Source organism: Sphingomonas jaspsi DSM 18422 (assembly GCF_000585415.1).
GTDB classification, from domain to species: domain Bacteria; phylum Pseudomonadota; class Alphaproteobacteria; order Sphingomonadales; family Sphingomonadaceae; genus Sphingomicrobium; species Sphingomicrobium jaspsi.
In genome coordinates this window covers 2,312,630-2,335,623 of sequence record NZ_KK073876.1, presented here as the reverse complement: position 1 = coordinate 2,335,623, position 22,994 = coordinate 2,312,630, and the positions used below count along the sequence as shown (strand labels likewise).

At 64.3% G+C, this 22,994-nt stretch carries 27 protein-coding genes and 1 tRNA gene; 15 read left to right on the top strand and 13 right to left on the bottom strand.

Going from position 1 to position 22,994, the window contains the following annotated elements:
- Window positions 1–29: 29 nt before the first annotated feature.
- From G570_RS11875 to G570_RS11840, 7 genes are all read left to right on the top strand, one after another.
- Window positions 30–548, top strand: coding sequence for a superoxide dismutase family protein (locus G570_RS11875; RefSeq protein ID WP_037502625.1), 519 nt, complete (start codon window positions 30–32; stop codon window positions 546–548).
- A gap of 68 nt (window positions 549–616) precedes the next feature.
- Window positions 617–1,399: an SDR family NAD(P)-dependent oxidoreductase gene (locus G570_RS11870; protein WP_037502623.1), complete on the top strand. Its 783-nt coding sequence runs from the start codon at window positions 617–619 to the stop codon at window positions 1,397–1,399.
- Window positions 1,399–2,199 (top strand): 3'(2'),5'-bisphosphate nucleotidase CysQ, encoded by an 801-nt coding sequence (cysQ, locus tag G570_RS11865; RefSeq protein WP_051504407.1) that lies wholly within the window; start codon window positions 1,399–1,401, stop codon window positions 2,197–2,199. The genes G570_RS11870 and cysQ overlap by 1 nt, the downstream gene beginning before the upstream one ends.
- 447 nt (window positions 2,200–2,646) lie before the next feature.
- On the top strand, window positions 2,647–3,513 hold the full coding sequence (locus tag G570_RS11855) for a helix-turn-helix domain-containing protein (RefSeq protein WP_051504405.1): 867 nt from the start codon (window positions 2,647–2,649) through the stop codon (window positions 3,511–3,513).
- A 226-nt stretch (window positions 3,514–3,739) separates the two neighbouring features.
- Entirely contained in the window at window positions 3,740–4,453 is a 714-nt protein-coding gene (locus G570_RS11850; RefSeq protein WP_084607694.1) for a LytTR family transcriptional regulator DNA-binding domain-containing protein, read from the top strand.
- A 47-nt stretch (window positions 4,454–4,500) separates the two neighbouring features.
- Window positions 4,501–4,881: a UrcA family protein gene (locus G570_RS11845; RefSeq protein ID WP_084607693.1), complete on the top strand. Its 381-nt coding sequence runs from the start codon at window positions 4,501–4,503 to the stop codon at window positions 4,879–4,881.
- Window positions 4,882–4,944: 63 nt separating this feature from the next.
- Window positions 4,945–5,337: a UrcA family protein gene (locus G570_RS11840; RefSeq protein ID WP_037502611.1), complete on the top strand. Its 393-nt coding sequence runs from the start codon at window positions 4,945–4,947 to the stop codon at window positions 5,335–5,337.
- 60 nt (window positions 5,338–5,397) lie between these two features.
- Here the strand turns inward: G570_RS11840 and G570_RS11835 are convergent.
- From G570_RS11835 to G570_RS11830, 3 genes are all read right to left on the bottom strand, one after another.
- Window positions 5,398–5,473 (bottom strand) — tRNA-Val (locus tag G570_RS11835).
- 79 nt (window positions 5,474–5,552) lie between these two features.
- A complete protein-coding gene (locus G570_RS13795) occupies window positions 5,553–5,708 on the bottom strand; it encodes a hypothetical protein (RefSeq protein ID WP_156930441.1) in 156 nt (51 codons plus the stop codon).
- Between the two features lie 10 nt (window positions 5,709–5,718).
- Window positions 5,719–6,282 carry a helix-turn-helix domain-containing protein gene (locus G570_RS11830; RefSeq protein ID WP_037504165.1) on the bottom strand — a complete coding sequence of 188 codons (564 nt, stop codon included), beginning with the start codon at window positions 6,280–6,282 and terminating at the stop codon, window positions 5,719–5,721.
- A gap of 88 nt (window positions 6,283–6,370) precedes the next feature.
- On the opposite strand from G570_RS11830, the gene G570_RS11825 reads away from it, so the two are divergent.
- Entirely contained in the window at window positions 6,371–6,862 is a 492-nt protein-coding gene (locus tag G570_RS11825; protein WP_084607692.1) for a DUF6456 domain-containing protein, read from the top strand.
- 52 nt (window positions 6,863–6,914) lie between these two features.
- Entirely contained in the window at window positions 6,915–7,562 is a 648-nt protein-coding gene (locus tag G570_RS11820; protein WP_037502608.1) for a glutathione S-transferase family protein, read from the top strand.
- A gap of 57 nt (window positions 7,563–7,619) precedes the next feature.
- Here G570_RS11820 and G570_RS11815 read toward each other — a convergent pair whose 3' ends face one another.
- The 4 genes from G570_RS11815 to rpsF all read right to left on the bottom strand — a co-directional run bounded on the left by G570_RS11815 (window position 7,620) and on the right by rpsF (window position 9,398).
- On the bottom strand, window positions 7,620–7,901 hold the full coding sequence (locus G570_RS11815; RefSeq protein WP_037502605.1) for a hypothetical protein: 282 nt from the start codon (window positions 7,899–7,901) through the stop codon (window positions 7,620–7,622).
- A 237-nt stretch (window positions 7,902–8,138) separates the two neighbouring features.
- Complete coding sequence (gene rplI / locus G570_RS11810) at window positions 8,139–8,753, bottom strand: 50S ribosomal protein L9 (RefSeq protein WP_037502601.1); 615 nt, start codon at window positions 8,751–8,753, stop codon at window positions 8,139–8,141.
- A 12-nt stretch (window positions 8,754–8,765) separates the two neighbouring features.
- Window positions 8,766–8,990, bottom strand: a complete 225-nt coding sequence (gene rpsR, locus G570_RS11805; protein WP_037502598.1) for a 30S ribosomal protein S18 — start codon at window positions 8,988–8,990, stop codon at window positions 8,766–8,768.
- A gap of 3 nt (window positions 8,991–8,993) precedes the next feature.
- Window positions 8,994–9,398: a 30S ribosomal protein S6 gene (gene rpsF / locus G570_RS11800; protein ID WP_037504163.1), complete on the bottom strand. Its 405-nt coding sequence runs from the start codon at window positions 9,396–9,398 to the stop codon at window positions 8,994–8,996.
- A gap of 151 nt (window positions 9,399–9,549) precedes the next feature.
- Here rpsF and G570_RS11795 point away from each other — a divergent pair, with 151 nt between their 5' ends.
- Complete coding sequence (locus G570_RS11795; protein ID WP_037502595.1) at window positions 9,550–10,737, top strand: aromatic ring-hydroxylating oxygenase subunit alpha; 1,188 nt, start codon at window positions 9,550–9,552, stop codon at window positions 10,735–10,737.
- On the opposite strand, the gene G570_RS11790 is transcribed toward G570_RS11795, so the two are convergent.
- Window positions 10,697–11,998, bottom strand: a complete 1,302-nt coding sequence (locus G570_RS11790; protein WP_051504403.1) for an APC family permease — start codon at window positions 11,996–11,998, stop codon at window positions 10,697–10,699. The two genes, G570_RS11795 and G570_RS11790, sit on opposite strands and share 41 nt — an antisense overlap.
- 85 nt (window positions 11,999–12,083) lie before the next feature.
- Here G570_RS11790 and fabD point away from each other — a divergent pair, with 85 nt between their 5' ends.
- The 4 genes from fabD (at window position 12,084) to dnaJ (ending at window position 16,983) form a co-directional block, all read left to right on the top strand.
- Window positions 12,084–13,007 (top strand): ACP S-malonyltransferase, encoded by a 924-nt coding sequence (gene fabD, locus G570_RS11785; RefSeq protein WP_037502592.1) that lies wholly within the window; start codon window positions 12,084–12,086, stop codon window positions 13,005–13,007.
- The gene (gene fabG / locus G570_RS11780; protein WP_037502589.1) at window positions 13,007–13,747 is read left to right on the top strand and encodes a 3-oxoacyl-[acyl-carrier-protein] reductase; all 741 of its coding nucleotides are present in this window, start codon (window positions 13,007–13,009) and stop codon (window positions 13,745–13,747) included. Before fabD ends, fabG begins: the two co-directional genes overlap by 1 nt.
- Before the next feature lie 112 nt (window positions 13,748–13,859).
- A complete protein-coding gene (dnaK, locus tag G570_RS11775; protein WP_037502586.1) occupies window positions 13,860–15,788 on the top strand; it encodes a molecular chaperone DnaK in 1,929 nt (642 codons plus the stop codon).
- 70 nt (window positions 15,789–15,858) lie between these two features.
- Window positions 15,859–16,983, top strand: a complete 1,125-nt coding sequence (gene dnaJ / locus G570_RS11770; protein ID WP_037502584.1) for a molecular chaperone DnaJ — start codon at window positions 15,859–15,861, stop codon at window positions 16,981–16,983.
- Here dnaJ and G570_RS11765 read toward each other — a convergent pair.
- The 3 genes from G570_RS11765 to purB are packed head-to-tail and all read right to left on the bottom strand — an operon-like array spanning window position 16,980 to window position 21,420.
- Window positions 16,980–19,562: an HWE histidine kinase domain-containing protein gene (locus G570_RS11765; RefSeq protein WP_037504161.1), complete on the bottom strand. Its 2,583-nt coding sequence runs from the start codon at window positions 19,560–19,562 to the stop codon at window positions 16,980–16,982. The two genes, dnaJ and G570_RS11765, sit on opposite strands and share 4 nt — an antisense overlap.
- An 11-nt stretch (window positions 19,563–19,573) precedes the next feature.
- Window positions 19,574–20,104 (bottom strand): biliverdin-producing heme oxygenase, encoded by a 531-nt coding sequence (locus G570_RS11760; protein WP_037502581.1) that lies wholly within the window; start codon window positions 20,102–20,104, stop codon window positions 19,574–19,576.
- On the bottom strand, window positions 20,101–21,420 hold the full coding sequence (gene purB, locus G570_RS11755; RefSeq protein WP_084607691.1) for an adenylosuccinate lyase: 1,320 nt from the start codon (window positions 21,418–21,420) through the stop codon (window positions 20,101–20,103). The genes G570_RS11760 and purB overlap by 4 nt, the downstream gene beginning before the upstream one ends.
- A gap of 85 nt (window positions 21,421–21,505) precedes the next feature.
- Here purB and G570_RS11750 point away from each other — a divergent pair, with 85 nt between their 5' ends.
- On the top strand, window positions 21,506–21,763 hold the full coding sequence (locus G570_RS11750; RefSeq protein ID WP_037502575.1) for a hypothetical protein: 258 nt from the start codon (window positions 21,506–21,508) through the stop codon (window positions 21,761–21,763).
- Window positions 21,764–21,768: 5 nt separating this feature from the next.
- On the opposite strand, the gene G570_RS11745 is transcribed toward G570_RS11750, so the two are convergent.
- Together G570_RS11745 and radC are read right to left on the bottom strand one after the other, a co-directional pair.
- A complete protein-coding gene (locus G570_RS11745) occupies window positions 21,769–22,227 on the bottom strand; it encodes a hypothetical protein (protein WP_037502573.1) in 459 nt (152 codons plus the stop codon).
- 44 nt (window positions 22,228–22,271) lie between these two features.
- Window positions 22,272–22,952 carry a RadC family protein gene (radC, locus tag G570_RS11740; RefSeq protein WP_037502570.1) on the bottom strand — a complete coding sequence of 227 codons (681 nt, stop codon included), beginning with the start codon at window positions 22,950–22,952 and terminating at the stop codon, window positions 22,272–22,274.
- Window positions 22,953–22,994 lie beyond the last annotated feature (42 nt).

Below are 22,994 nucleotides of genomic sequence, written 5' to 3'. Positions count from 1 at the left end.
CGTTGGTCGCATCGAGGAGGGTTTCCCCGATGCACAAGTTGATGACCATCATGCCGTTGGCCGCGCTGCTCGTCGCCGGTTGCGCCACCGCGCCCCACCTTACGCCCGGCACCACCCGCTCGCTGCTGATCGACACGCGCGGCGTCGAAATCGGCTATGTCGACAGCTGGGAGGCTCAAGGCAGGAGCCAGATTGCCTTGCACCTTCGCCCAGGCTTCGTCTCGGGCGGCAACCACGGCATGCATTTCCACGAAATCGGTCGCTGCGATCCGCCGGATTTCAAAAGCGCAGGCGGCCACTGGAACCCGACCCATATGAAGCACGGCCAGCTTTCGCCGGGGGGCGGGCACGTCGGCGACTGGGGCAACCTTATCGTTTTCACCGACAAGGAAACGCAGGCCGGGCTGGTGAATTCGCTTCCTTACAGTTTCAAGGACGCCGACGGCACATCGCTGGTGATCCACGCCGATGCCGACGACCTCAAAACCGATCCCAGCGGCAACAGCGGCGCGCGCGTCGCCTGCGCGGTTCTCGCGCCCCCGCAGTGACGGTTGCGCTCTGGCGCAGATTGTTGGAAGGGCACGCCAAGCAATTCGCGCGATAGGGAGAGGATTTCATGGACATCAACGGAACCCCGGCGGTCGTCACCGGTGGCGCATCGGGCCTGGGCGAAGCGACCGCTCGCGCGCTGGCCGCGAAGGGCGCCAAGGTCGCCATCTTCGACCGCGACGTCGAGCGCGGTGAGAAGGTCGCTGCCGAACTGGGCGGCATCTTCTGCGAAGTCGATGTGACCAGCGATGAAAAGGTCGCGGCCGCCTTTGAAAAGGCGCGCGCGGCGCACGGTCAGGAACGTATTCTCGTCAACTGTGCGGGCGTCGCCAATGCGGTGAAGACGGTCGGCAAGGACAAGGCCACCGGTGAGCTCAAGAAATATCCGATGCACCAGTTCGAACTGGCGATCGGCATCAACCTTGTCGGCACTTTCCGCTGCATCGCGCACTCGGCCTACGGCATGGTCGGGGCGGAGCCGATGAACGCCGATGGCGAGCGCGGCGTGATTATCAACACCGCGTCGGTCGCGGCGCAGGACGGGCAGATCGGCCAGGCCGCCTATTCGGCGTCGAAGGGCGGGGTGTTGGGCATGGCCCTGCCGATCGCGCGCGACCTGATGAACGACGGGGTGCGCGTCAACACCATCCTTCCGGGCGTGTTCAAGACGCCGATGGTGGCGATGATGCCGCCGCAGGTGCAGGATGCGCTGGGCGCGCAGGTGCCTTTCCCGAAGCGCCTCGGCATGGCCGAAGAATATGGCCGCTTGGCGGTGTTCATCGTCGAAAACGTCTATCTGAATGCCGAAGCGATCCGCCTCGACGGCGGCATCCGCATGGCCCCGCGTTGATGGACGACGCCGCGTTGCTTGAAGCCTTGGTCGTCGCCGCGCGCGACGCCGGGGCGGAAATATTGAAACTGGTCGCCAAGGGTTTCGAGGTCGAAGCCAAGGGAGATGAGTCTCCGGTCACCATCTGCGACCGAGCAGCGGAACGGTTGATCCTCGACGCGCTGGCCGCGGCCGCCCCCGCTATCCCGATCATTGCCGAGGAAGAGGTTGCGGCCGGTCGCATCCCTGAACATGGCGAAACCTATTTCCTCGTCGATCCGCTCGACGGGACGAAGGAATTCATTCGCGGCGGCGATGACTATACGGTCAACATCGGACTCATCGATGGCGGGAACCCGCGTCTGGGCGTGGTCTACCAGCCCGCTTGCGACAAGCTTTGGGGCGGTATCGTCGGTGCCGAGGCGTTCCTGGAGGAAAGCGGCAAGCGCGTAGCGATTGCCACTCGTCCTACGTCGGATCGGCCGACAGCGGTCGCATCCAAGTCGCATTTCTCGCAGCGCACGGCCGACTATCTGGCGGCCGTCCGCGCCGGCGACGACTATGTTTCCATCGGCTCCAGCCTAAAATTCTGCATCGTCGCCGAAGGGAAGGCCGACATCTATCCACGCCTGTCGCCGACCAGCGAATGGGACACGGCGGCGGGCCATGCGGTGCTGCTGGCTGCCGGCGGTCGCGTCGATGGTCTCGATGGGCAGCCGCTTCTGTACGGCAAGCCCAAATTCCTCAATTCGGGATTTTGCGCGACCGGCGGATGGCCCGCACCCGCGATCGCACCCTTCATGTCGGTCGATCGCGCCTAGCGCGAAAGCGGTCGCCGAACGCGACGATCGGTCCTTTTCGGATTTAATGGTGCCGACGATTTCGGGAGCCCGCGGCGTAGCGCGTCGACCTCAGCCATCGCTGCTAGCAATCGATTGCGAAGGGCGGCATTTTCCGCGCTGCCGGCGTCCCACTGGGCCTGTTTGACCACCAGGCGATGAGCGTCAGCAAGGGCAGCCGCCAGTTCGGCGAGCCAGATCGACCGGCTCGTCGCGCGCAAACTTTGATTATCGGGCATGGTTGAAGGTCCGATAGCGCAAGCAGGTTTCCAAGCATTTGCGAACCGGTCCGCAATGGATGCTTCAGGGGGCTGACATTGGTCCGCTTCCGTGGCTAACAACCTCCTGCTCGGTTCTATCGTCACGCCGCGAGGTGTCTGTATGACCGTGCCTTTGTCCTACCTGCCATCGTCTGCTTCGGCGTCCGACTTGCCGCCTGTTCTGGTCATCGCGTCGAGCGATCGGGCATTGAACCATGCCACAGGCGTCATCGGCGCCGCCGGCTGGCGAACCGTTCCTGTAGCGGTGGCCGACGCTGCCGATCGTCTAGCCCTGCAAGGCAGTGCGTCCGCGGTGTGGATTGAGGTGGACGCGGACAAGGCGCCCGCGTTCGAAGAATTGGTCGGCAACACGCTGTTGGAAAGCCGCTTTCCCGTCATCGTGTCCGCACCTGCGACGGCAATCGACCCGATAGTGGCGGCCATCGGCAATCGCGCGGTCGAACTGCTGGTCGAACCCGATCCGGTGGAACGTGTCGCGACGCTTTCGCTGGTTACGGCGCAGCGCAGTGGGCAAGCCACAGTACATGACGTGTCCGCCGAGCCGAGCGCGGTGCGCCTGCGCCAGTTGAGCGACGAGGTCGGCCGGATTGCCGCGACGTTGGCGCGCTTGTCGAGCGGGCCCGGTTCCTCGACCGTCGAATTGCCTACGCCGGCAAGCGGCGGCAGCGACGCGAAGGTCAGCGGCGAACAGGTGCGCGCGGTCATCCGCGCCCGTCGCCTGCGCGCCCGCTTTTTCGATGCCGAGCTTTTCGCCGATCCGGCCTGGGACATGCTGCTCGACCTCTTCCAGGCCGAAATCGCTCAGCATCGCGTGCCGGTTTCGTCCCTGTGCATTGCGGCGGCCGTTCCGCCGACGACCGCGCTGCGCTGGATCAAGACGATGACCGATTCCGGCCTGTTTCGGCGGCGGGCCGACCCGCATGACGGCCGCCGGGTGTTCGTCGAGCTTGCGCCGGCCGCCAGCGGGGCGATGCGCAGCTATTTTGCCCAAGTCGGGCCGGCGGCTCTGGGCTAGGCAAAATCACGGACGGCGTCGCAACTGCCCACAACTGGCGCCCCAATTGTGCTTGGGAAACCGGTGGGCGTTGCGCCGGCCGCTTTCAACGCGACGTCCGCTGTGGTAAACGATTTGTGAACGTTAAAGGTGCGGTCGCCGGGTTGGGACTGGCGGCAAGCCGAATCGAAGCTCCGGACGTTCAGTATTGCGGAGATGGGAAACGGAACTAGGGGGCGCTCGGTCCATGGTTCGTACGGTCATGCCATCGCAGCTGGACGTCATTGTCAGCTTTACCTTCGAACGTCAGGCCAAGCGGTCGTGCCTTGAAGACTTCAAGCTAATGTTGATGTCGCTTCCTCAGGTTCGGCACTGCGCCGAACTGGAGGGGCCGAGCGATTTCCTGATCGAGGCGGAATTACCCAACCTCGCCGCTTTCCATGACTTCGTCATCAACGTCATCGATCCCGCGCGGCGGCTGATCAGCCATTTCGAAAGCAATTTCGTGTCGCGCCATGTCGTGTGCCACGAAGAGGAGTCGCGCCAGATTTGGGCTCAGTCAGCCCATGGCATGCGCCGCGTCGACCTCGACCGTGCCCAGTGGCTGTCGGCCGAAGGCGATTACGTTCGCGTGTGCATCGACGGCGAGGCGACCCTCATTCACGCCACGCTACATTCGATCGCCGAGCGGCTTGCCGGCTTGCCGTTCGTCCAGATTCACCGGTCGACCCTGGTCAACACCCAGAGCATCCGCAGGCTATTCAGCGAAGGTCGTCGCTGGTTCGTCCAACTGGCCGACGGATCGACCCATCGGATCGCGAAAGGGCGCGCCGGCGAGATCAACCGACTCATCGGGGGCCCTGCCGACGCACCGCGTGCCATTTCGTCGAACAATGGTCCGTCCGACAGACCCGTTCGCCCGATTGACCGAAAAGAAAGCGCGTCACCACCGGTCCTTTGACATCCCCTTGCTCGCCCATCGGGGGCAATCAAAAAGGGGCCAAGGCCATGAAAATCATTACTGCATTGTGCGTCGTGTCGGCTTGCGTGAGCGGGACTGGGGTAGCGCAGGCTGCCGGCCAATCGGACGAGCCGGTCATCGTGCGGGCACAGCCGGACGAATTCCTTCCGACCCGCCGGGTCAGCTACGCCGACCTCAACCTGGCATCCAAGGCTGGTGAAAAAACGCTCTTCTATCGGGTGAGCGGTGCCGTGCGCTACGTTTGCACCGGCCACGACAGCGCGTCGATCGAGATGCAGCGTTGCCGCAGCTTCGCCTGGAGCGGCGCACGGCCGCAGATGAAGCTTGCGATCCAGCGGGCGCAGGAACTGGCGGCCAACGGAACGACGAACATCGCACCGGTCGCCATCATGATCGCCGCCCGGTGATCGATCGATGGGCAGGGCTGTCCCGCCTGTCGGGGCAGCCCGCACCTTCTAGGGGGTAATGACATGCATATTCGACTTTCGATCGCGGCGGCAGCCTTGCTGGCGTCGAGCGGATTGACGGCGGCGGAGCCGGAACGGGATCCGAACCTGGCGGTGGTCACCGCGCAACCTGATGAAAACACCATCAGTCGCCGGGTCCGGTTCGACGACCTCAACCTGACGACGGCGCAAGGTGCCAAGCAGTTCCATCAACGGGTCGGCACTGCGGTGCGCGGGGTCTGCCTTGAAGCGACCGGGCCAAACCCGCTCGATTGGGCGGAGTATAGTTGCCAACGGACAGCGTGGCGGGATGCGCGCCCTCAGATCGCCAAGGTGATCGAGGCTGCGCAGCTGGCAGCGTTGAACGGAACGGCGTCGGGGCCGATGTCGATCCGCATCGCGGTCGCGCGTCGATAGGGATAGGAGCTGGCGACAGCGCGGTCGGATGCCACCATCGTCCGGCCGCGCTTCGTCGCGTGGTGGGCGCTGACGGGCTCGAACCGCCGACCCTCTCGGTGTAAACGAGATGCTCTACCAACTGAGCTAAGCGCCCGCGCGTTCGCGGAAGGCGCGCCGATGCCACGACACGGCGCGAAGGGCAAGGTTGAGTTGGATAGCTTTTCGCGGTTTGGCTATTTGGTGCCGATGGCGATCAGCGCCGCAAGGCCCCCTACTAGCGCGCCACCCAGCAGGCCGATGATACAACCGATCCGTTGTGATCGGTGGAAACGGCCGCCACGCGGATAGGGGAAGGCCAAGATGTCCAAAATTAGATCAAGCAGCCCCATGTCGGACGACTTACAACGCCCGGACCAGTCGCACAGCCATTGCCGCCCACGCCGGGTCCGTCACGACATGCTGGCGGCCGCCTGCGCCGGGTGGAAGGATGTGGAGCTTGCCGTCTTCGCGCCCGATCAGGCGGCCGAACAGGAAGCGACCGGCGGGGCGGGGGACGAGGACGTCTCGGTTGAGAGCGCGGGCATAGGCCTCGGGCTCCAGCCGCTCGCACCAGATTTCGTCGCCGGCGCGATAGTCGCCTACGCTGGCCGACACCGTCATGGCAATGAGGCCGCCGTCAGGGCGCGGAGGAACGACGATCGCGGTCTTGCGCGGCGCGACCGCGCCGCCGCTGCCAAGGACTGCCGCGACCGGTAGCTCGGCCTTGTCGGGGTGATCGACCAAGTCGGCGGCATCGACCTTCAATGCAGCGGCGATGCGGTTAAGCCAGCCGACCGATACCGTCCTCGTCCCCGTTTCGAGTCGACCGATCGTCTGCGGCGTCGTCGGCGGGTCGCAGGCGTCGGCGACATCCTGCAAAGTCATTCCGCGCGCCCGGCGCACTTCACGAACGCGAGTAATCAACGTTGCCCCCATGAACCAAATCGGTTTTACTCTGTCCTACAGATTTCCCCATGTGGCAAGCCCTGACCGACTCGATCGGGAGAAGGACATGACGGGTGGTGCGAAGCGGTTGTTGGAAGAACGCCGGCTCGAAGATGGCGTAGTGGGCCGGAAACCGGGCCGGGCTGCCCCGCGGACGGTCACGGTCAACGCGGCCGAAAGTCCGCTCGGCTGGCTGCTTGCGCGTGGTCATGTGTCCCGCCGCCAATATGAGGCGGGCGAACGGCTTCGCGCCGATTGGGAACGGGCCCAGCTCGATCCGCGCGTCACCATGTCGTGGAGCGCGGCGCCGGTGGCCAGGTCGCGCGGCGGGGCCAGCCTCGGCCCCGACCTCGGCGGTTCGCAGATCGATGCCAAGCGCCGCTTCAACGACGCCGTGGCCGAAGCGGGCCCGGGCCTCAGCGACATACTGTGGCGCATCGTTTGCGCGGGCGAGGGGATGCGCGATGCCGAAAGCGCGCTCGGCTGGCCCGCGCGCGCCGGCAAGCTGGTCCTCACCATCGCGCTCGACCGCGTCGCCGACTATTACCGCATCCGCTAGGCGCGACGCATTTGGGTTGCTATGAGCAACGGGAAATAACAGGATAGCCGCGATGATCCTCTACGGTGTCAGCATTTCCCCCTTCGTCCGCAAGGTCGCGGCATACGCCGCCGAAAAGGGGATCGAGTTGGAGGTGCGACCGACCGGCCTGCCGGGCCCGCTGGATCCGGCGTTCGTCGCGGCCAGTCCGGCCAAGAAGATGCCGGCCCTCGTCGACGGCGATTACAGCGTCGCGGATTCGTCAGCGATCATCCACTATCTCGAAGCCAAATATCCCGAGCCCGCGCTGATCCCGTCCGACCCGCGCGAGCGCGGCACGGCGATCTGGTTCGATGAATGGTCGGACACGCTGTTCACGTCCTGCGCGGCGAAGATGTTCTTCAACCGCATCGTCGCACCGCGCTTCCTGGGTCGTGAGGGCGACCTTGCAGCCGCCGACATCGCCGAGCGCGATGAACTGCCGCCATTGCTCGACTATCTGGAGGGCGTGATCCCCGACAGCGGCTATCTCGTCGGTGGCCGGCTGACGATCGCAGACATTTCGGTGGCCAGCCCGTTCGTCAACATGAAGCATCTCGGCCTCGCGGTCGACGCGAACCGCTTTCCCAAACTTGCCGCCTACCTCGACGCCATCCTGTCGCGGCCGAGCTTTGCCAAGATGGTCGAACGCGAAACCGCCCTGTTCGCCCAGCCTGCCTGAACAAATGGCCGCGCCCGCAGCGGCGGACGCGGCCCATGTCATGTCGCGAGGTGACGCTTATTCGGCGTCGCGCTCGATCAGATCTTCGCTGCTGTCGTCGTCCGACTGGCTGCCGATGAAGCTGTCCTGCGCTTCGCCGGTTTCCGGCTGGCGCAGCGTGTCGCCGCTTTCCGAATCCTGGCGCTGTTCGACCGCCAAGTCGCCCGCGCTGCCATAATCGGCCTGGCCGGTTTCGAAGGACTGGCTTTCGCCCGTTTCGGGCTGCTGTTGCTGCTGGGCCTGTTCCGGCTGCGCCTTGGTCTGGTCGAGTTCCGGGTTCTTCTGTTCGTAATTTTCCATGGTCCGAATCCTTCTCTACTGGCCCCTTGCTCCCATGGCTTGAATGTCTTGGCGCGACTGGCGTTCCGGCGGTGCAGCGGCGTTTGCGACGAAGCGTCGTTCGCCGCCGAAACGATCGGCCAACCGAGCCGGAAATGCCATGAGGTCTTTGCGACGAGCCGTGTCACCCAAATGAAACGGGGCCGCCGAGTTTCCCCGGCGACCCCGTCCTTTGACCGTAGCGGTCGGCTTGAACGCTTAAGCGTCCTGGCCGTCGATCGCAGCTTCTTCCGCGCCTTCGTCGGCGGCGACTTCGGCCGTCGCGCCCGGTTCGGCGTTGGGATCATATTCCTCGGTGAAGCCGGCTTCGTCGCGTTCGAACATCGACGCCATTACGTCGACGCCCTGCGCCTGCAGTTCGGCTTCTTCCGGCGAACGAGCGACGTTGGCCTTGACCGTGACGCTGACTTCCGGGTGAAGGACGACCTTCACTTCGTGCATGCCGATGGTCTTGATCGGGGCCTTGATCGCGATCTGGCTCTTGGCCACCTTCACGCCGTCTTCGACCAGCGCTTCGGCGAGGTCGCGGGCCGAAACCGAACCGTAAAGCTGGCCGGTGTTCGACGCCTGGCGGATGAGGACAACGGTCTTGCCTTCGATGCCGCCCGAAGCCTTTTCAGCTTCGCTGCGCTTCGAAACGTTGTCCGCTTCGATCTTGGCGCGGTTGGCTTCGAAGACCTTCTTGTTGGCTTCGTTGGCGCGGAGAGCCTTCTTGTTGGGAAGGAGGTAGTTGCGCGCAAAGCCGTTCTTCACGGTGACGACGTCACCGATCTGGCCGAGCTTTTCGACGCGTTCGAGCAGGATGACTTCCATGGTGTCTGCTCCTTACTTCACGACGTACGGCAGAAGGCCGATGTGGCGGGCGCGCTTGATCGCCTTGGCCAGCTCGCGCTGCTTCTTCGCCGACACGGCGGTGATACGGGACGGCACGATCTTGCCGCGTTCGGACACGAAGCCCTGCAGCAGGCGCGTGTCCTTATAATCGATGCGCGGGGCATCCTTGGCCGAGAACGGGCAGCTCTTGCGGCGGCGGAAAAACGGACGGGCCATGGATTAAGCCTCCACTTCTTCGCGGCGCGAGCGACGTTCGCCACGATCGCCGCCACGGTCACCACGGTCGCCACGCTCGGCGCGTTCCGACTTGCGCATCATCACCGACGGACCCTTTTCGAGTTCGTCGACGCGGATGGTCATGTAACGGATGACGTCTTCGTTGATGCCGGTCTGGCGTTCGAGTTCCGCAAGCGCCGCGGCCGGGGCATCGATGTCCATCATGACATAATGCGCCTTGCGGTTCTTCTGGATCTTGTAGGCGAGGCTCTTGAGGCCCCAGGTTTCGGTCTTGACGACCTTACCACCGTTGTCGGTGATGATCTTCGTCGCATTTTCCGCGATCGCATCGACCTGGGCTTGGGCCAGGTCCTGACGCGCGAGGAAAATATGCTCGTAAAGCGGCATAATCCATGCACCTATGTTGGCCGATCGCTGACGCCGCACCATGCGAACGCCCCTCCGGCTATCGTCTCAAAGCAATCAAGCCGCGAGCGGAGTCCGGTCGCGGCTGGCGGCCCATTGCCGGAAAAGGCCGGAAATGGCAAGCCCTTGTCCCATGGCGACGCGATTGAAGACAGTAGCACCGATTCCTGACGAACTGGCGGGGATGAGCCTGCCCGGCTGGCTCTATCACGATCCCGAATTCTTCGAGGCGGAGAAGGCGGCCTTCCTCCGCGCGTCGCCGCAGGTGGTCTGCCATGAAAGCGAAATCGCGGAAGCCGGCGAATGGCGCAGCCTCGATTACCTCGGCGAGAGCATCATCGTCATGCGCGGGGACGATCGCGAGGTGCGCGCTTTTTCCAACGTCTGCCGCCATCGCGGGTCGCGGCTGGTCGACGGGACGGGCGGCTGCGCCAAGGTGCTGACCTGCCCCTACCATGCCTGGAGCTACGCCCGCGACGGCAAGCTGGTCGGCGTGCCGCATCGCCATGAATATCCCGACCTCCAGACCGACCAGCTCGGCCTGAAGCCGGTCGCGCTCGAACGGTGGCGCGGTTTCCTGTTCGTCAGGCTGGAAGACGGACTGCCGAGCGTCGCCGAGATGATGGCGCCCTACGACCATGAGGTCGCGCCTTATCGGTTCGAGGATCTGCGCGCGACGGGGCAGGTGGTGAACCGCCCGCGCGCGCTTAACTGGAAGACCATCGCCGACAATTACAGCGACCACCTCCACATCCCGATCGGCCATCCGGGCCTGACACGCCTGTTCGGCCGCAGCTATTCGGTCGAGGCGAACGAATGGGTCGACCGGATGGAAGGCGAACTTCGGGAAGACGAGAGCAGCAACCCCAGCGAACGCGCCTACCAGCGCCTGCTGCCCCGCGCCGACCATCTGCCCGACACGCACCAGAGAAAGTGGCTCTATTACAAGCTGTTCCCCTGCGTCGCCTTCGACATCTACCCCGACCAGGTCGATTTCATGCAGTGGCTGCCAACCGGTCCGACCACCAGCGTCATCCGCGAAATCAGCTATGCGCTACCCGACGCCCCTGATTATCCTTGGCGCCGCGAGATGAAGGTGGCGCGCTACCTCAACTGGCGCATTAACCGCCGCGTCAATGCCGAGGATACCGAGCTGATCAGCCGGGTGCAGGAAGGCATGCAGAGCCCATCCTACGAAGCCGGTCCGCTGGGCGTCAGCGAGGTCAGCCTGCGCAGCTTCGCGGCAAAGGTCCGGACCTTCATTCCCGAAGCGCGGAAGCCTAGTCCGCCGCCGCCGGGCTGGGCCAAACGCGCCGGCTGATCCAGCGGATCGGGATGGCGACGAGGGCAAGGGCGATACCCCACAGCGTCGCTTCCATCCCCGCGCCGACGAACATTGCGATCGAATAGGCGAAGGCGAGCAGCGCAACGATCAGGGCGCCCGACCGCAGCTTCAGCGCGGCACCAGCGCAGGCGAGATAGAGTATCAGGCTCGACACCGCCGACAAGAGCGAGATGAAGACGTAAATCGGAACGAAGCTTTCCGACGCACTGGCCAGCACCAGCAACGAGGCGATGGCCGCGCCGGTGCAGAGCGAGCCAACGGGCACGCCGTTGCGGTTCACCTTGGCGAACATCGGCGGCATGTCGCCAGCGGTGGCGATCGACCGTGCGACTTCGCCCGACAGCAGCAGCAGGGCGTTGCACGTGCCAAAGGCGCTGACCGCCGCGATCGCCGCGACGAGTGCACCCGCGGCATCGCCCAGCAACGGCGCGATGGCGTCGGCAAAAGGGGCGCTCGACTTGGCGGCGACAGCGCTCGGCAGCAGCCACAGGGTGGCGACGGTCGCGGCGAGGTAGATGATGGCGGTGAAACCCGTGCCGACGATGGTTGCGGTCGGCACCGTGTGGGTCGCATCTTCGGTAACGTTGGCCGTGACCGTGGCGGCTTCGAAGCCGGTCAGCGAGAATAGCATGAGCGCCGCTGCCGCCGTCACGCCGCCGATGGTGACCGGGACCGGATCGAGGCTTTCCGTCGGGGTCCCTGTCGTAAACCGGCCGAGGACCAGCAAGATGACGGCGAGCAGCGGGATCACCTTGATAAGGGTGGTCACTACCTGAAGATTGCCCGCCTTCCGAACGCCGCTGAGGTTGACCGCCAGCAGGATCGCAATGACGGCGAGCGACGTGACGATGATGCCCGATCCGCTGCTGGCCCAAGGTACGACGAAACCGATGGCCCCCGATACGGCGATGGCGACCGCGGCAACCGCGGTCCATTGCGAGACCAAGTAACTCCACATCGTCACCGACGCTGTCACGTCGCCGAACGCCTTGCCGACATAGGCGAAAGGCCCGCCAGGCATTTGCGCCGACAGTTTCGCCAGCACCAGCGCCAGGCACATCGTTCCAAAGCCCGTCAGCAGGAAGGCCCACACCAGGTTCGGCCCATAGGGCGCAAGGGTCGAGGGCAACAGGTAGATGCCCGACCCGATGACGGTGCCGACGACCATCGCCAGGCTCATGAAGCGGCCGAGGCGCTGGTTGGCGGGATTGGGCGGCGGCAAGGGTTCGTCGGTCATAAGCCAGGGGCTTTGCAGCAAAGTGCGGGCTTGGCAATCGCGGACGACGGGCCTAACCGCGCCACCAAGCAAATAGGGGAGAGCGATGCGCGCTTTTGTATTTCCGGGTCAGGGCAGCCAGTCGGTTGGCATGGGCCAGGCGCTGGCGGGCGCGAGCCGCGCCGCGCGCGACGTGTTCGGTGAAGTCGACGAGGCGCTCGGCCAGCACCTGTTCAAGCTGATGAGCGAAGGCCCGGACGAGGATCTGCGCCTCACCGCCAACGCCCAGCCAGCGATCATGGCGCATTGCATTGCTGTGCTTCGGACGCTCGGCATCGACCTGCCATCAAAGGCCGAATATGTCGCCGGACACAGCCTTGGCGAATATAGCGCGCTGGCGGCGGCGGGAACGTTCGGGCTGGCCGAAACCGCCAAGCTGCTGCGCATTCGCGGCGACGCGATGCAGGCCGCGGTGCCGGTTGGCGTCGGTGCGATGGCCGCGTTGCTGGGTGTCGATATTGCACTGGCCGAACAGATCGCTGCCGCCTGCGCCGAGGGCGAAGTGTGCGAGGTCGCCAACGACAATGACCCGACCCAGGTTGTCCTGTCGGGCCATGCGGGCGCCATCGCCCGCGTGGTCGAGCGCGCCAAGGAAATGGGTGCCAAGCGCGCCGTGTCGCTTCCGGTCTCCGCACCCTTCCACTGCAGCCTGATGCAGCCCGCCGCCGACCGCATGGCCGAGGCGTTGGCGGCGGCAGCCATGGCCGATCCGGCGGTGACGCTGTTCGCCAATGTCACCGCTGCACCGACCCGCGACGCCGCCACCATCCGCGACCAGCTGGTCGCCCAGATCATCGGCCGGGTGCGCTGGCGCGAAAGCGTCTCCGCCATGGCCAACGCGGGTGTCACTCAATTCGTCGAAGTCGGCGGCAAGGTGCTCGGGCCCATGATCAAGAAGATCGCGCCCGACGCGACGACCGTCAGCCTCGTCTCGATGGATGATATCGAAGCTTTCGCGAAGGAACTCTGATGTTTGATTTGACCGGAAAGACCGCGCTCGTGACAGGCGCTTCGGGCGGCCTTGGATCGGCCATCGCCAAGGCGCTCGCGGCGCGCGGCGCGAAGCTTGCGCTGTCGGGATCGAATGCGGCCAAGCTCGACGCCTTCGCCAAGGAACTGGGCGGCGATCATGTGACGCTGGTCTGCAACCTCAGCGATGCCGCCGACGTCGACCAGCTCGTGCCACGCGCGGTCGAGGCGTTGGGCGGCAAGCTCGACATCATCGTCAACAATGCCGGCATCACCCGCGACAACCTCGCGATGCGGATGAAGGACGAAGAATTCGCCGACGTCCTCAAGGTCAACCTCGAAGCCGCCTTCCGCATCATGCGCGCGGCGATGAAGCCGATGATGAAGGCGCGTCACGGCCGCATCATCAACGTCACCAGCGTGGTCGGCGTCACCGGCAATCCGGGCCAGGCCAATTACGTCGCGTCGAAGGCCGGCCTGATCGGCATGTCCAAGGCGTTCGCGCAGGAAGTCGCCAGCCGCAACATCACCGTCAACTGCGTCGCCCCGGGCTTCATGGTCTCGGCGATGACCGACGCGCTCACCGATGCCCAGAAGGAAGGCATTTTCGCCAAGATTCCGATGGGCGCGATGGGCACCGGCGACGACATCGGTGCGGCGGTAGTTTATCTCGCGTCGGACGAGGCCGGATATGTCACCGGCCAGACACTGCACGTCAACGGCGGGATGGTGATGCCGTAAGGGCACATTGTTGCCCTTGTCGCTGCAAAAGCGGCCCCTATATCGCCTTCATAATCGAATTTCGGGCTTGCGTTGAACGCGCGGGCCAGAGGGCATTTAGAGGGCATAAGTTATGGCAAAAGTGATCGGGATCGATCTGGGTACGACCAACAGCTGCGTCGCCGTGATGGAAGGCGGCGCGCCGAAGGTCATTGAAAATAGCGAAGGCGCGCGCACCACCCCGTCGGTCGTCGCCTTCACCAAGGATGGCGAGCGCCTGATCGGCCAGCCGGCCAAGCGCCAGGCGGTCACCAACCCCGACAACACCATTTTCGCGGTGAAGCGCCTGATCGGCCGCCGCTTCGACGATCCGATTACCAAGAAGGACACCGAATTGGTGCCCTACAAGATCGTCAAGGGCCAGAACGGCGATGCGTGGGTCGAAGCCGGCGGCAAGGATTATTCGCCGTCGCAGATCAGCGCCTTCACGCTGCAGAAGATGAAGGAAACCGCCGAGGCCTATCTCGGCGAAACCGTCACCCAGGCGGTCATCACCGTTCCGGCTTACTTCAACGACGCGCAGCGTCAGGCGACCAAGGACGCCGGCCAAATCGCGGGTCTTGAAGTGCTGCGCATCATCAACGAGCCGACTGCGGCTGCGCTCGCCTATGGCCTAGACAAGAACGACGGCAAGACCATCGCGGTTTATGACCTTGGCGGCGGCACCTTCGACGTGTCGATCCTCGAGATCGGCGACGGCGTGTTCGAAGTGAAGTCGACCAATGGCGACACCTTCCTCGGCGGCGAAGACTTCGACGCCAAGATCGTCGAATATCTCGCCGACAAGTTCAAGGCGAAGGAAGGCATCGACCTCAAGACCGATCGCCTTGCGCTGCAGCGCCTCAAGGAAGCGGCGGAAAAGGCGAAGATCGAACTGTCGAGCGCCGCGACCACCGAAATCAACCAGCCGTTCATCACCGCGCGCATGGAAGGCGGGGCGACGACGCCGCTGCACCTCGTCGAAACCATTACCCGCGCCGACCTTGAAAAGATGGTCGACGACCTCATCAAGCGCACGCTTGAGCCGTGCAAGAAGGCGCTGAAGGACGCCGGCATCGACGCGTCGAAGATCGACGATGTCGTGCTGGTCGGCGGCATGACCCGCATGCCCAAGGTGCGCGAAGTCGTGAAGTCGTTCTTCGGCAAGGACCCGCACACCGGCGTCAACCCGGACGAAGTCGTCGCCATGGGCGCGGCGATTCAGGCTGGCGTGCTGCAGGGCGATGTGAAGGACGTGCTGCTGCTCGACGTGACGCCGCTGTCGCTCGGCATCGAAACGCTGGGCGGTGTCTTCACCCGGATGATCGACCGCAACACGACCATTCCGACCAAGAAGAGCCAGACTTTCTCGACCGCGGACGACAACCAGAATGCGGTGACCATCCGCGTCTTCCAGGGCGAGCGCGAAATGGCTGCGGACAACAAGATCCTCGGCCAGTTCGACCTCGTCGGCATTCCGCCGGCGCCGCGCGGCGTGCCGCAGATCGAAGTCACCTTCGACATCGATGCCAACGGGCTCGTTAATGTCAGTGCCAAGGACAAGGGCACCGGCAAGGAACAGCAGATTCGCATCCAGGCCTCGGGCGGTCTTTCGGACGCCGACATCGACAAGATGGTCAAGGAAGCCGAGCAGTTCGCCGAAGAGGACAAGAAGCGCCGCGAGGGTGTGGAAGCCAAGAACCAGGCGCAGAGCCTGATCCACACCACCGAACAGCAGCTGAAAGAGCATGGCGACAAGATCGACGCCTCGCTGAAGAGCGAGATCGAGGGCCTGCTGGCCGAAGCCAAGACGGCGGCGGAAGGCGACGACCTCGACGCGATCAAGGCCAAGTCGGAAGCGTTGGCGCAGTCGGCGATGAAGATGGGCCAGGCGATCTACGAGAAGACGCAGGCCGAAGGTGCCGACGCGACCACGCAGAGCGCGGAAGCCGACGCCAAGCCGGCCGAGGAAGAAGTGGTCGACGCCGAATTTTCGGAAGTCGACGAAGACAAGAAGGCCTAAGGGTCATGGCAAATCGCGGCATCGGCTGGAAACGGCCGGTGCCGCTTGTCATGCGTGGGGATGACCGCTGATGGCCACTCAAACCGATTATTATGAACTGCTCGGCGTCGATCGCGGCGCCGACGACAAGACGATCAAGGCTGCCTTCCGCAAAGCCGCGATGGACTGCCATCCCGACCGGCATGGCGGCTGCACGGACAAGGAAGCCAAGTTCAAGGCGCTGAACGAGGCCTATGACTGCCTCAAGGACCCGCAGAAGCGCGCGGCGTACGACCGGTTCGGCCATGCCGCCTTCCAGCAGGGCGGGGGCGGGGGCAACCCGTTCGGGCAAGGCCAGGGCTTCGAAGGCTTTTCCGATATTTTCTCGTCGATTTTCGGCGAATTCATGGACCCGCGCGCCCAGCGCCAGAGCGCGGCCCGCGGCAGCGACCTACGTTACGACCTCGAACTGACGCTGGAAGAGGCGTTCCAGGGCGTCGAAAAGACCATCGCCGTGCAGGCGCTGGCCGGCTGTGAAAGCTGCAATGCGACGGGATCGAAGGGCAATAGCGCACCCAAGACCTGCGGCACCTGCGGCGGGGCGGGCAAGGTCCGCGCGCAGCAAGGCTTTTTCGTGGTCGAACGCGGTTGTCCGTCGTGCGGCGGGTCGGGCGAAACGGTCGCCGATCCTTGCCCGACCTGCGACGGTGAAGGGCGTGCGCTCAAGAACCGCAAGCTCAGCGTCAATATCCCGGCCGGCGTCGACGAAGGCACTCGCATCCGCGTTGCCGGTGAAGGCGAGGCCGGGGTGCGCGGCGCGGCGGCAGGCGACCTCTACCTGTTCGTTCATTTGAAGCGCCACGCCATTTTCCAGCGCGACGGCACGACGCTGATTGCGGAAGCGCCCATCAGCTTCACCGCTGCGGCGCTGGGCGGCAACATCGCCATTCCCGGCATCGACGGCGAAAAGATCGACATCAAGATCCCGGCCGGCATCCAGTCGGGCGAAACGCTGCGCCATCGCGGGGCGGGAATGAGCATCATCAATGGTCGCGGCCGCGGCGACATGATGGTGCGCATCCTGGTCGAAACGCCGACCAAGCTCAGCAAGGAGCAGAAGGCGATCCTCGAACAATTCCGCGAGACCGAGACCGGGGACGAATGCCCCGCCTCGAAGGGCTTCTTCAGTCGGCTGAAGGAATTCTTCGACGCCTAGGCGTTGTGCGTGTCGTCGAACAACTCGGGCAGGCGGCGGGTCATCGTCGCCAGCGTGTAGGGCTTCTGGATAACGATTCGTGACATGTGGCGTTCAGGCAGCTTCGACTGCTCGCCGTAACCGGTCGCGAACAGGAACGGGATTCCGAGATCGTTCAACCGATCGGCGATCGGGAAGCTGTTGGCGTCGCCCAGGTTGATATCGAGGACGGCCATCGTCGGCCGTTCCGTCTCGATGGTCGAAATTGCGCCGGCGACCGTGGCGTCGGTAAAGACGGCTTTCGCACCCAAGCGCTTCAGAATGTCCTCGGCATCCAGCGCGATAATTAGGCTGTCTTCGACCAGCAGGATCCTTTGTTCGAGCAGCAGATCGCTATTCACGGGTACGTGAGTCTGCGGCAGCGGCGCTGCGGTGATCGAGGGCATTTCGGTTAGCGGCGTATCGGCGATATGCCTTGCCGGAATGACGAAGCGGGCTTTCAGGCCTTCCGGATCGAAATCGACGTCGGCACTACCACCCAGGTCATAAGGAACGCTGTGTTCGATGATGGTAGTGCCGAAGCCCTTCCGGGTCGGCGGCTTCACCGTCGGTCCGTCATGTTCTGTCCATTCGATGACCAGGGCGCCGACGTTGTCCTTTTGCCAACTGATGTCGACCCGTCCGCTGTCGCTGAGGCCGCCATATTTGGCACTGTTCGTGACCAACTCGTGAATGACCAGCGCAATGGTCGAATAGGCCTGAGGATTGAGCAGTACCGGCTTGCCCTGCGTCGATATGCGGTCCTTCTGGGTCGTCAGGAAGGCCGCCGCTTCGGCGTCGATCAGCGCTTTCAGCGGTGCCGGGCCCCAGTGGTCGTCGGTGATCTGGTTGTGTGCTCGGGCGAGCGCATGGACGCGCTGGTCGATGGTCTTGACGAAATCCTCGATGGGCGTGCCCTCTTCGGGCCGCGACTGGCGAATGAGTCCGCGGATCAGCGACAGGATATTGCGTACGCGGTGGTTAAGTTCGGCGATCAGCAATTCCTGCCGATCGCTTGCCGCCTGCCGTTCGAGGCTGGCCTCGTCCGACATGCGCAGGACGACTTCGATAAGGGTGGCGCGCAGCGTTTCGGCGACGCGCAGTTCGGACGGCGTGAAGCGCGTCGAACGGCCCTCGACCAGCTCCTTCCACTCTTCAAAGCTCTGGCGGGGGGTAAGGCGCGGGCCGTTGGGGCCCAATTCGACGGGCTTGTGCGGATCGCCGGCCCAGCGGACCGAGCGGATGATCTCCTGCCGGAACAGCACGACATAGTCGCGCGGGGTGCGACTGATCGGGATCGCCAGCATCCCGGCCGCCTTGCTGGCATACCGGCCGGCACCCGGCACCAGATCGGCAATGCGGTCGGTGGCGAACACGCGGCCAGCAGCCGTTCCGTAAAGCTTCTGCACGAGTTCGGCGAAACCGGGGGTATCGGGCGTCTGCCCCGAAAAGGCATAATTGCCGTTGATCCAGACACCGACGCCGTCGGCGGGGATGGCATTGGTCAGGATTTCGCTCAGCCAATTGGGATCGCGGAGGAGCGTATCGTCGCTCGCGACCGCCCCGAGCAGCTGGTCCGAGATGTCACGGGCGCGTCGCTCATATTCGACCACTTCCTGCCGCTCGCGACTTTCGATCCGCATCGCGAACATCTGTGCGAACAGCTCGGCCACCGACCGCCGTTCGAAGCTGGGACAGCGCGGGCTGTAGTGGTGACAAGCGACCAGACCCCACAATTCCCCGGCGACGATGATCGATACCGACATCGACGCGCGCACGCCCATGTTGCGCAGATATTCGATGTGGATCGGAGAGACCGATCGGAGCACGGACAGTGACAGGTCGATCGGCTGTTTGAGTTCGTCGAGGACGGGAAGGATCGGCACCGGCTCCGCGTCGATATCGGTGATAACGCGCAGCAGGTTGCGCTTGTACAATTCGCGCGCTTGCTTGGGGATATCCGTGGCGGGATAATGGAGGCCAAGGAAACTGCCGATCCCGCTCTTGGCGCTTTCGGACACGACCTCGCCGCTGCCGTCCTGGTCGAACTTGTAGACCATTACCCGGTCGAACCCGGTCAATGCGCGAACCTGGCGGGCACCCTCGTTGAAAAAAGCGCTAAGGGTGGCCGCACTGTCGAGCCGACCGATCATGCCGCGGACGGTGCCGGTGGCATCGCCGTAATTATGCTCAGTCGACGGTTCGCCCTCGATGATGACATGGGCGCCAGATGTGTGGATCGCGACGTCGTAATATTTGTCGTCGCCAGCCAGTGCGCAGCGGAAAAGGCGCTCGACCGCATCGGCGCCGCGCAGGAGCGCGAGCCGATTGCGAAGCGCGTGGATGGCGTCGCCGGTGATGATTTCGGACGCCGGACGGCCGATCAGCGAGTCATGGCTGCGGCCGAAGAACTGTTCGATATTGGCCGACGCGCGGGAAATGATCCAATCGGTCGAAACGGCGAGCAGAAATCCGATCGGCTGGATTGCGCCGAGTAGGTGGATCGGTTCGCGGTCGCAATTGGTAAGGTCCACCGACTGTTGCGGATCGGTCCAATTCATCAACTCACCACCTACACTCGCGATCGGGCCGCTTCTTCGAAACATGCAAAGGTTGCGATGGCTGCCTTCCCCGCCGACTCCTGACGAACGTCCGAATAAAGAATTCGTTCAACGGCCGCAACGAATTGCGCCCAAGCGCCGTGCGCTGCAGGCGCATTTAGGAATTGCTGGGGGACATCTGGCAACAGTTGCCGCTTTAGCAGGGCACCGCCCAGCCTTGAACCCTCGAGGACGTAGGCCGCTCCCGCAATGGCCGCGTCATCGGCGAGCCGCGGCGGCAAGACCGGCTCCGGCACGTCCATGCCAAGGTTGGCGAGGTCGGCGCGAAGCAGGTCGCCGCGCCGTCGCTCCGCCCAATCGTCGATCAATCGATGCACCCCGGCCGCGTCGAGCGCGGCCTCGATGGGCAGATAGGCGGCCGCCTGGACGGTCAGGAAGCGGCGGTAATGATCTGGGTTGGACAAATCATGGTCGGTAAACAGCGCGTCTACCCGGTCGTGCGCGTCGCGCGTCAATGCGCGAAGATAGGCGCGGGCGCTCAAGCCCCGAACACGCGTCCGAAGATCGTGTCCACTCGCTTGAGGTGATAGCCGAGATCGAACAAGTCTTCGAGCTGCTCGACGCCGAGCTTGTCGGTCACCTGCGGGTCGGCCTTTAGCAGGTCGAGCAGCTGGAGTTGGCCGTCGCTCTCCCACACCTTCATGGCGTTGCGCTGGACCAGCGCATAGCTGTCTTCGCGGCTTAGACCGGCTTGAGTAAGGGCGAGGAGCACGCGCTGAGAATGGATGAGCCCGCCCATTCGATCCATGTTTCGCTGCATCCGGTCGGGATAGACCAAGAGTTTGTCGATGACGCCGGTGAGGCGGGCCAGCGCGAAGTCGAGCGTGATGCAAGCGTCGGGGCCGATGAAACGCTCGACCGACGAATGTGAAATATCGCGCTCATGCCACAGCGCGACATTCTCCATCGCCGGGACCACCGCGCTGCGCACGACGCGGGCGAGGCCGGTGAGGTTTTCGGTCAGCACAGGGTTGCGCTTGTGCGGCATCGCCGACGAGCCCTTCTGGCCAGGGGAGAAATATTCCTCGGCCTCGAGCACCTCGGTGCGCTGCAGGTGGCGCACCTCGACGGCGAGCCGCTCGATCGAACTGGCGATGACACCGAGGATGGCGAAGAAATGGGCGTGCCGGTCGCGCGGGATTACCTGCGTGCTGGTCGGTTCCGGCGTCAGGCCCAGTTCCTTGGCGACATGCTCCTCGATCGCCGGGTCGATGTTGGCGAAGGTGCCGACAGCGCCCGAGATGGCGCAAGTGGCGATGTCGTCACGCGCGGCCTTCAGGCGGGCGCGGTTGCGGTCGAACTCTGCATAGGCCTGCGCCAGCTTGAGGCCGAAGGTCACCGGTTCGGCATGGATGCCGTGGCTGCGGCCGATGGTCGGGGTCAGCTTATGTTCGTAAGCGCGGCGCTTCAACACTTCGAGCAGCGCGTCGATGTCTTCGAGCAGCAGGTCGGCGCTTTGCTTCAGCTGGACCGCAAGGCTGGTGTCGAGCACGTCGCTCGACGTCATGCCCTGGTGCAGCCAGCGCCGTTCCGGCCCCAATTTCTCGCCCGCCCAGGTAAGGAAGGCGATGACGTCATGCTTGGTCACCGCCTCGATCGCGTCGATTGCTGGGACATCGATTTCGCCCAGCACATTGGCGTCATAGGCCTTGCGGATGGTCGCGGCGTCGTCGGCCGGGATCATGCCGATCTTGCCCATCGCTTCGGCGGCAAAGACTTCGATCGCCCACCAAATGCGGTAGCGGTTTTCGGCGGACCAGATGGCGGTCATGGCGGGGCGGGAATAGCGAGGAACCATGGCCGCGCCGCTAGCAGGGGTGGGCGTCAAGGGCAATCCGACGGCATCAACGGTTCGCTAACCCATTTCGGCTAAACGAGTCGCCATGACCGAATTTCTCTCGATGCTTGGCACCTGGCTCGTGAAAGCAGGCATTTTCGCGATCGTGGCGAACGAGGTTCGCGGCTTCGTCCTTGCCGCGCCGGTGCTCTACGGCGTCTACACCTCGGGCGGTACGGCCATGGCGATCTACCTGGCGGCCTGTTCGCTCGGCGGCATCGCCCTGTCGGTGATCGTGCCGGTCTATGCAGCCCGAAAGCTCAAGCTGCTTCCGGCACGTACGGGTCGCGCTCAGCGGGCCTGACAGGCCTAGTCCAAGCCAAAAGGGAACACGTCCGTCTGGCTGCGAATCCAGCGGATCGTATCACGGCCCAAGATGATGTCGGTCGTCGGCAATTCATGCATCCGGATCGCCATTGGCTCGCGCCACAGCATCCAGTCGGTGGGTGCCAGCTCCATCTCGACGAACGGCAGGAACAGCGGCCTGCAGAAGGCGCCGAACGGCGGGATTTGGGTGAGGGCGATACCGTCATCATGCACCGACAGGATAGTTGTGGCATATTGGCGGTAGCGCAGTCTCGCGACCCAGGTCCGGTCGGCCGGGCCGCGCTCGGCAATGACAATCGTCTCCGGGACTTTACGGCCAACGCGGGCTTCCCGCGACACGCCGGAATAGCGCGCCGCCACTTGGCTCCACATGCCCGCATTGGACTTGGCCAACCAAAACAACAGCGCCCAAACGGTCGCCGCACCCACGGCCCAGCTCATCGCCTGCCCAACCGCATGTAATGCGACGTCCACTCTACCCCCCCTTAGATCAGTCCCATCGCCTTCATGCTCGACCGGCCCTGGCTGCCGACGATGACATGGTCGTGGACCATGATCTTCATATGGCGGCCCGCGTCAATCAGGTCGCGGGTCAGGCGGATGTCCTGTTGGCTCGGTGACGGGTCGCCGCTGGGGTGATTGTGGACGATGATGATCGCGGTCGCGCCAAGGGCGATCGCGCGGGCGATGACTTCGCGGACATGGACCGAAGCCTCGTCGACGCTGCCCCGCCACATTGCCTCGTTGGCGATGAGCATGTTGCGGGCATTGAGGAACAGGATGCGCACTTCCTCGACCGCCGAATGACCCATCGCCGCCTGCAGATAGTCGCCCAGCGCATCCCAGCTGGACAGTATCGGGCGCCCTTCGACGCGGGTCTCCAGCAGGCGCAGCGCGGTCGCTTCGGCGATCTTCAAGGCGCCGATCACGCCGTCGGTCAGGCCTTCGCGCCTGAGGACCTCCGCGTCCGCGCCCAGAAGCGGGCCGATGCCGCCGAACCGGGCGATTAGCTGCCTTGCCTGTTCCTTGGTGTCGCGCCGCGGGATGGCCAGCGCCAGCAGATATTCGACCAGTTCGTGATCGAGCAGCGCCGTTCCGCCGCCGTCGAACAGGCGCTGGCGCAAACGCGCGCGGTGACCGGATGCGCCGGTCGATTGGTCGGCCAAATGCCACTCCTCCCCTTGACGAGGCGTTGACCGAGCGTCGTC

Excerpts from the sequence above, each read along its gene's own strand:
- G570_RS11850 (WP_084607694.1), top strand. The coding sequence starts at position 3,740 with ATGGTTCGTACGGTCATGCCATCGCAGCTGGACGTCATTGTCAGCTTT.
- G570_RS11745 (WP_037502573.1), bottom strand. The coding sequence starts at position 22,227 with ATGAGCTGGGCCGTGGGTGCGGCGACCGTTTGGGCGCTGTTGTTTTGG.
- dnaK (WP_037502586.1), top strand. The coding sequence starts at position 13,860 with ATGGCAAAAGTGATCGGGATCGATCTGGGTACGACCAACAGCTGCGTC.
- rpsR (WP_037502598.1), bottom strand. The coding sequence starts at position 8,990 with ATGGCCCGTCCGTTTTTCCGCCGCCGCAAGAGCTGCCCGTTCTCGGCC.
- G570_RS11790 (WP_051504403.1), bottom strand. The coding sequence starts at position 11,998 with ATGACCGACGAACCCTTGCCGCCGCCCAATCCCGCCAACCAGCGCCTC.
- G570_RS11795 (WP_037502595.1), top strand. The coding sequence starts at position 9,550 with ATGGCGACGCGATTGAAGACAGTAGCACCGATTCCTGACGAACTGGCG.
- G570_RS11840 (WP_037502611.1), top strand. The coding sequence starts at position 4,945 with ATGCATATTCGACTTTCGATCGCGGCGGCAGCCTTGCTGGCGTCGAGC.
- rplI (WP_037502601.1), bottom strand. The coding sequence starts at position 8,753 with ATGGAAGTCATCCTGCTCGAACGCGTCGAAAAGCTCGGCCAGATCGGT.
- purB (WP_084607691.1), bottom strand. The coding sequence starts at position 21,420 with ATGGTTCCTCGCTATTCCCGCCCCGCCATGACCGCCATCTGGTCCGCC.
- G570_RS11820 (WP_037502608.1), top strand. The coding sequence starts at position 6,915 with ATGATCCTCTACGGTGTCAGCATTTCCCCCTTCGTCCGCAAGGTCGCG.
- fabD (WP_037502592.1), top strand. The coding sequence starts at position 12,084 with ATGCGCGCTTTTGTATTTCCGGGTCAGGGCAGCCAGTCGGTTGGCATG.
- cysQ (WP_051504407.1), top strand. The coding sequence starts at position 1,399 with ATGGACGACGCCGCGTTGCTTGAAGCCTTGGTCGTCGCCGCGCGCGAC.
- G570_RS11825 (WP_084607692.1), top strand. The coding sequence starts at position 6,371 with ATGACGGGTGGTGCGAAGCGGTTGTTGGAAGAACGCCGGCTCGAAGAT.
- fabG (WP_037502589.1), top strand. The coding sequence starts at position 13,007 with ATGTTTGATTTGACCGGAAAGACCGCGCTCGTGACAGGCGCTTCGGGC.
- G570_RS11875 (WP_037502625.1), top strand. The coding sequence starts at position 30 with ATGCACAAGTTGATGACCATCATGCCGTTGGCCGCGCTGCTCGTCGCC.
- G570_RS13795 (WP_156930441.1), bottom strand. The coding sequence starts at position 5,708 with ATGGGGCTGCTTGATCTAATTTTGGACATCTTGGCCTTCCCCTATCCG.
- dnaJ (WP_037502584.1), top strand. The coding sequence starts at position 15,859 with ATGGCCACTCAAACCGATTATTATGAACTGCTCGGCGTCGATCGCGGC.
- G570_RS11845 (WP_084607693.1), top strand. The coding sequence starts at position 4,501 with ATGAAAATCATTACTGCATTGTGCGTCGTGTCGGCTTGCGTGAGCGGG.
- G570_RS11815 (WP_037502605.1), bottom strand. The coding sequence starts at position 7,901 with ATGGAAAATTACGAACAGAAGAACCCGGAACTCGACCAGACCAAGGCG.
- rpsF (WP_037504163.1), bottom strand. The coding sequence starts at position 9,398 with ATGCCGCTTTACGAGCATATTTTCCTCGCGCGTCAGGACCTGGCCCAA.
- G570_RS11750 (WP_037502575.1), top strand. The coding sequence starts at position 21,506 with ATGACCGAATTTCTCTCGATGCTTGGCACCTGGCTCGTGAAAGCAGGC.
- G570_RS11765 (WP_037504161.1), bottom strand. The coding sequence starts at position 19,562 with ATGAATTGGACCGATCCGCAACAGTCGGTGGACCTTACCAATTGCGAC.
- G570_RS11870 (WP_037502623.1), top strand. The coding sequence starts at position 617 with ATGGACATCAACGGAACCCCGGCGGTCGTCACCGGTGGCGCATCGGGC.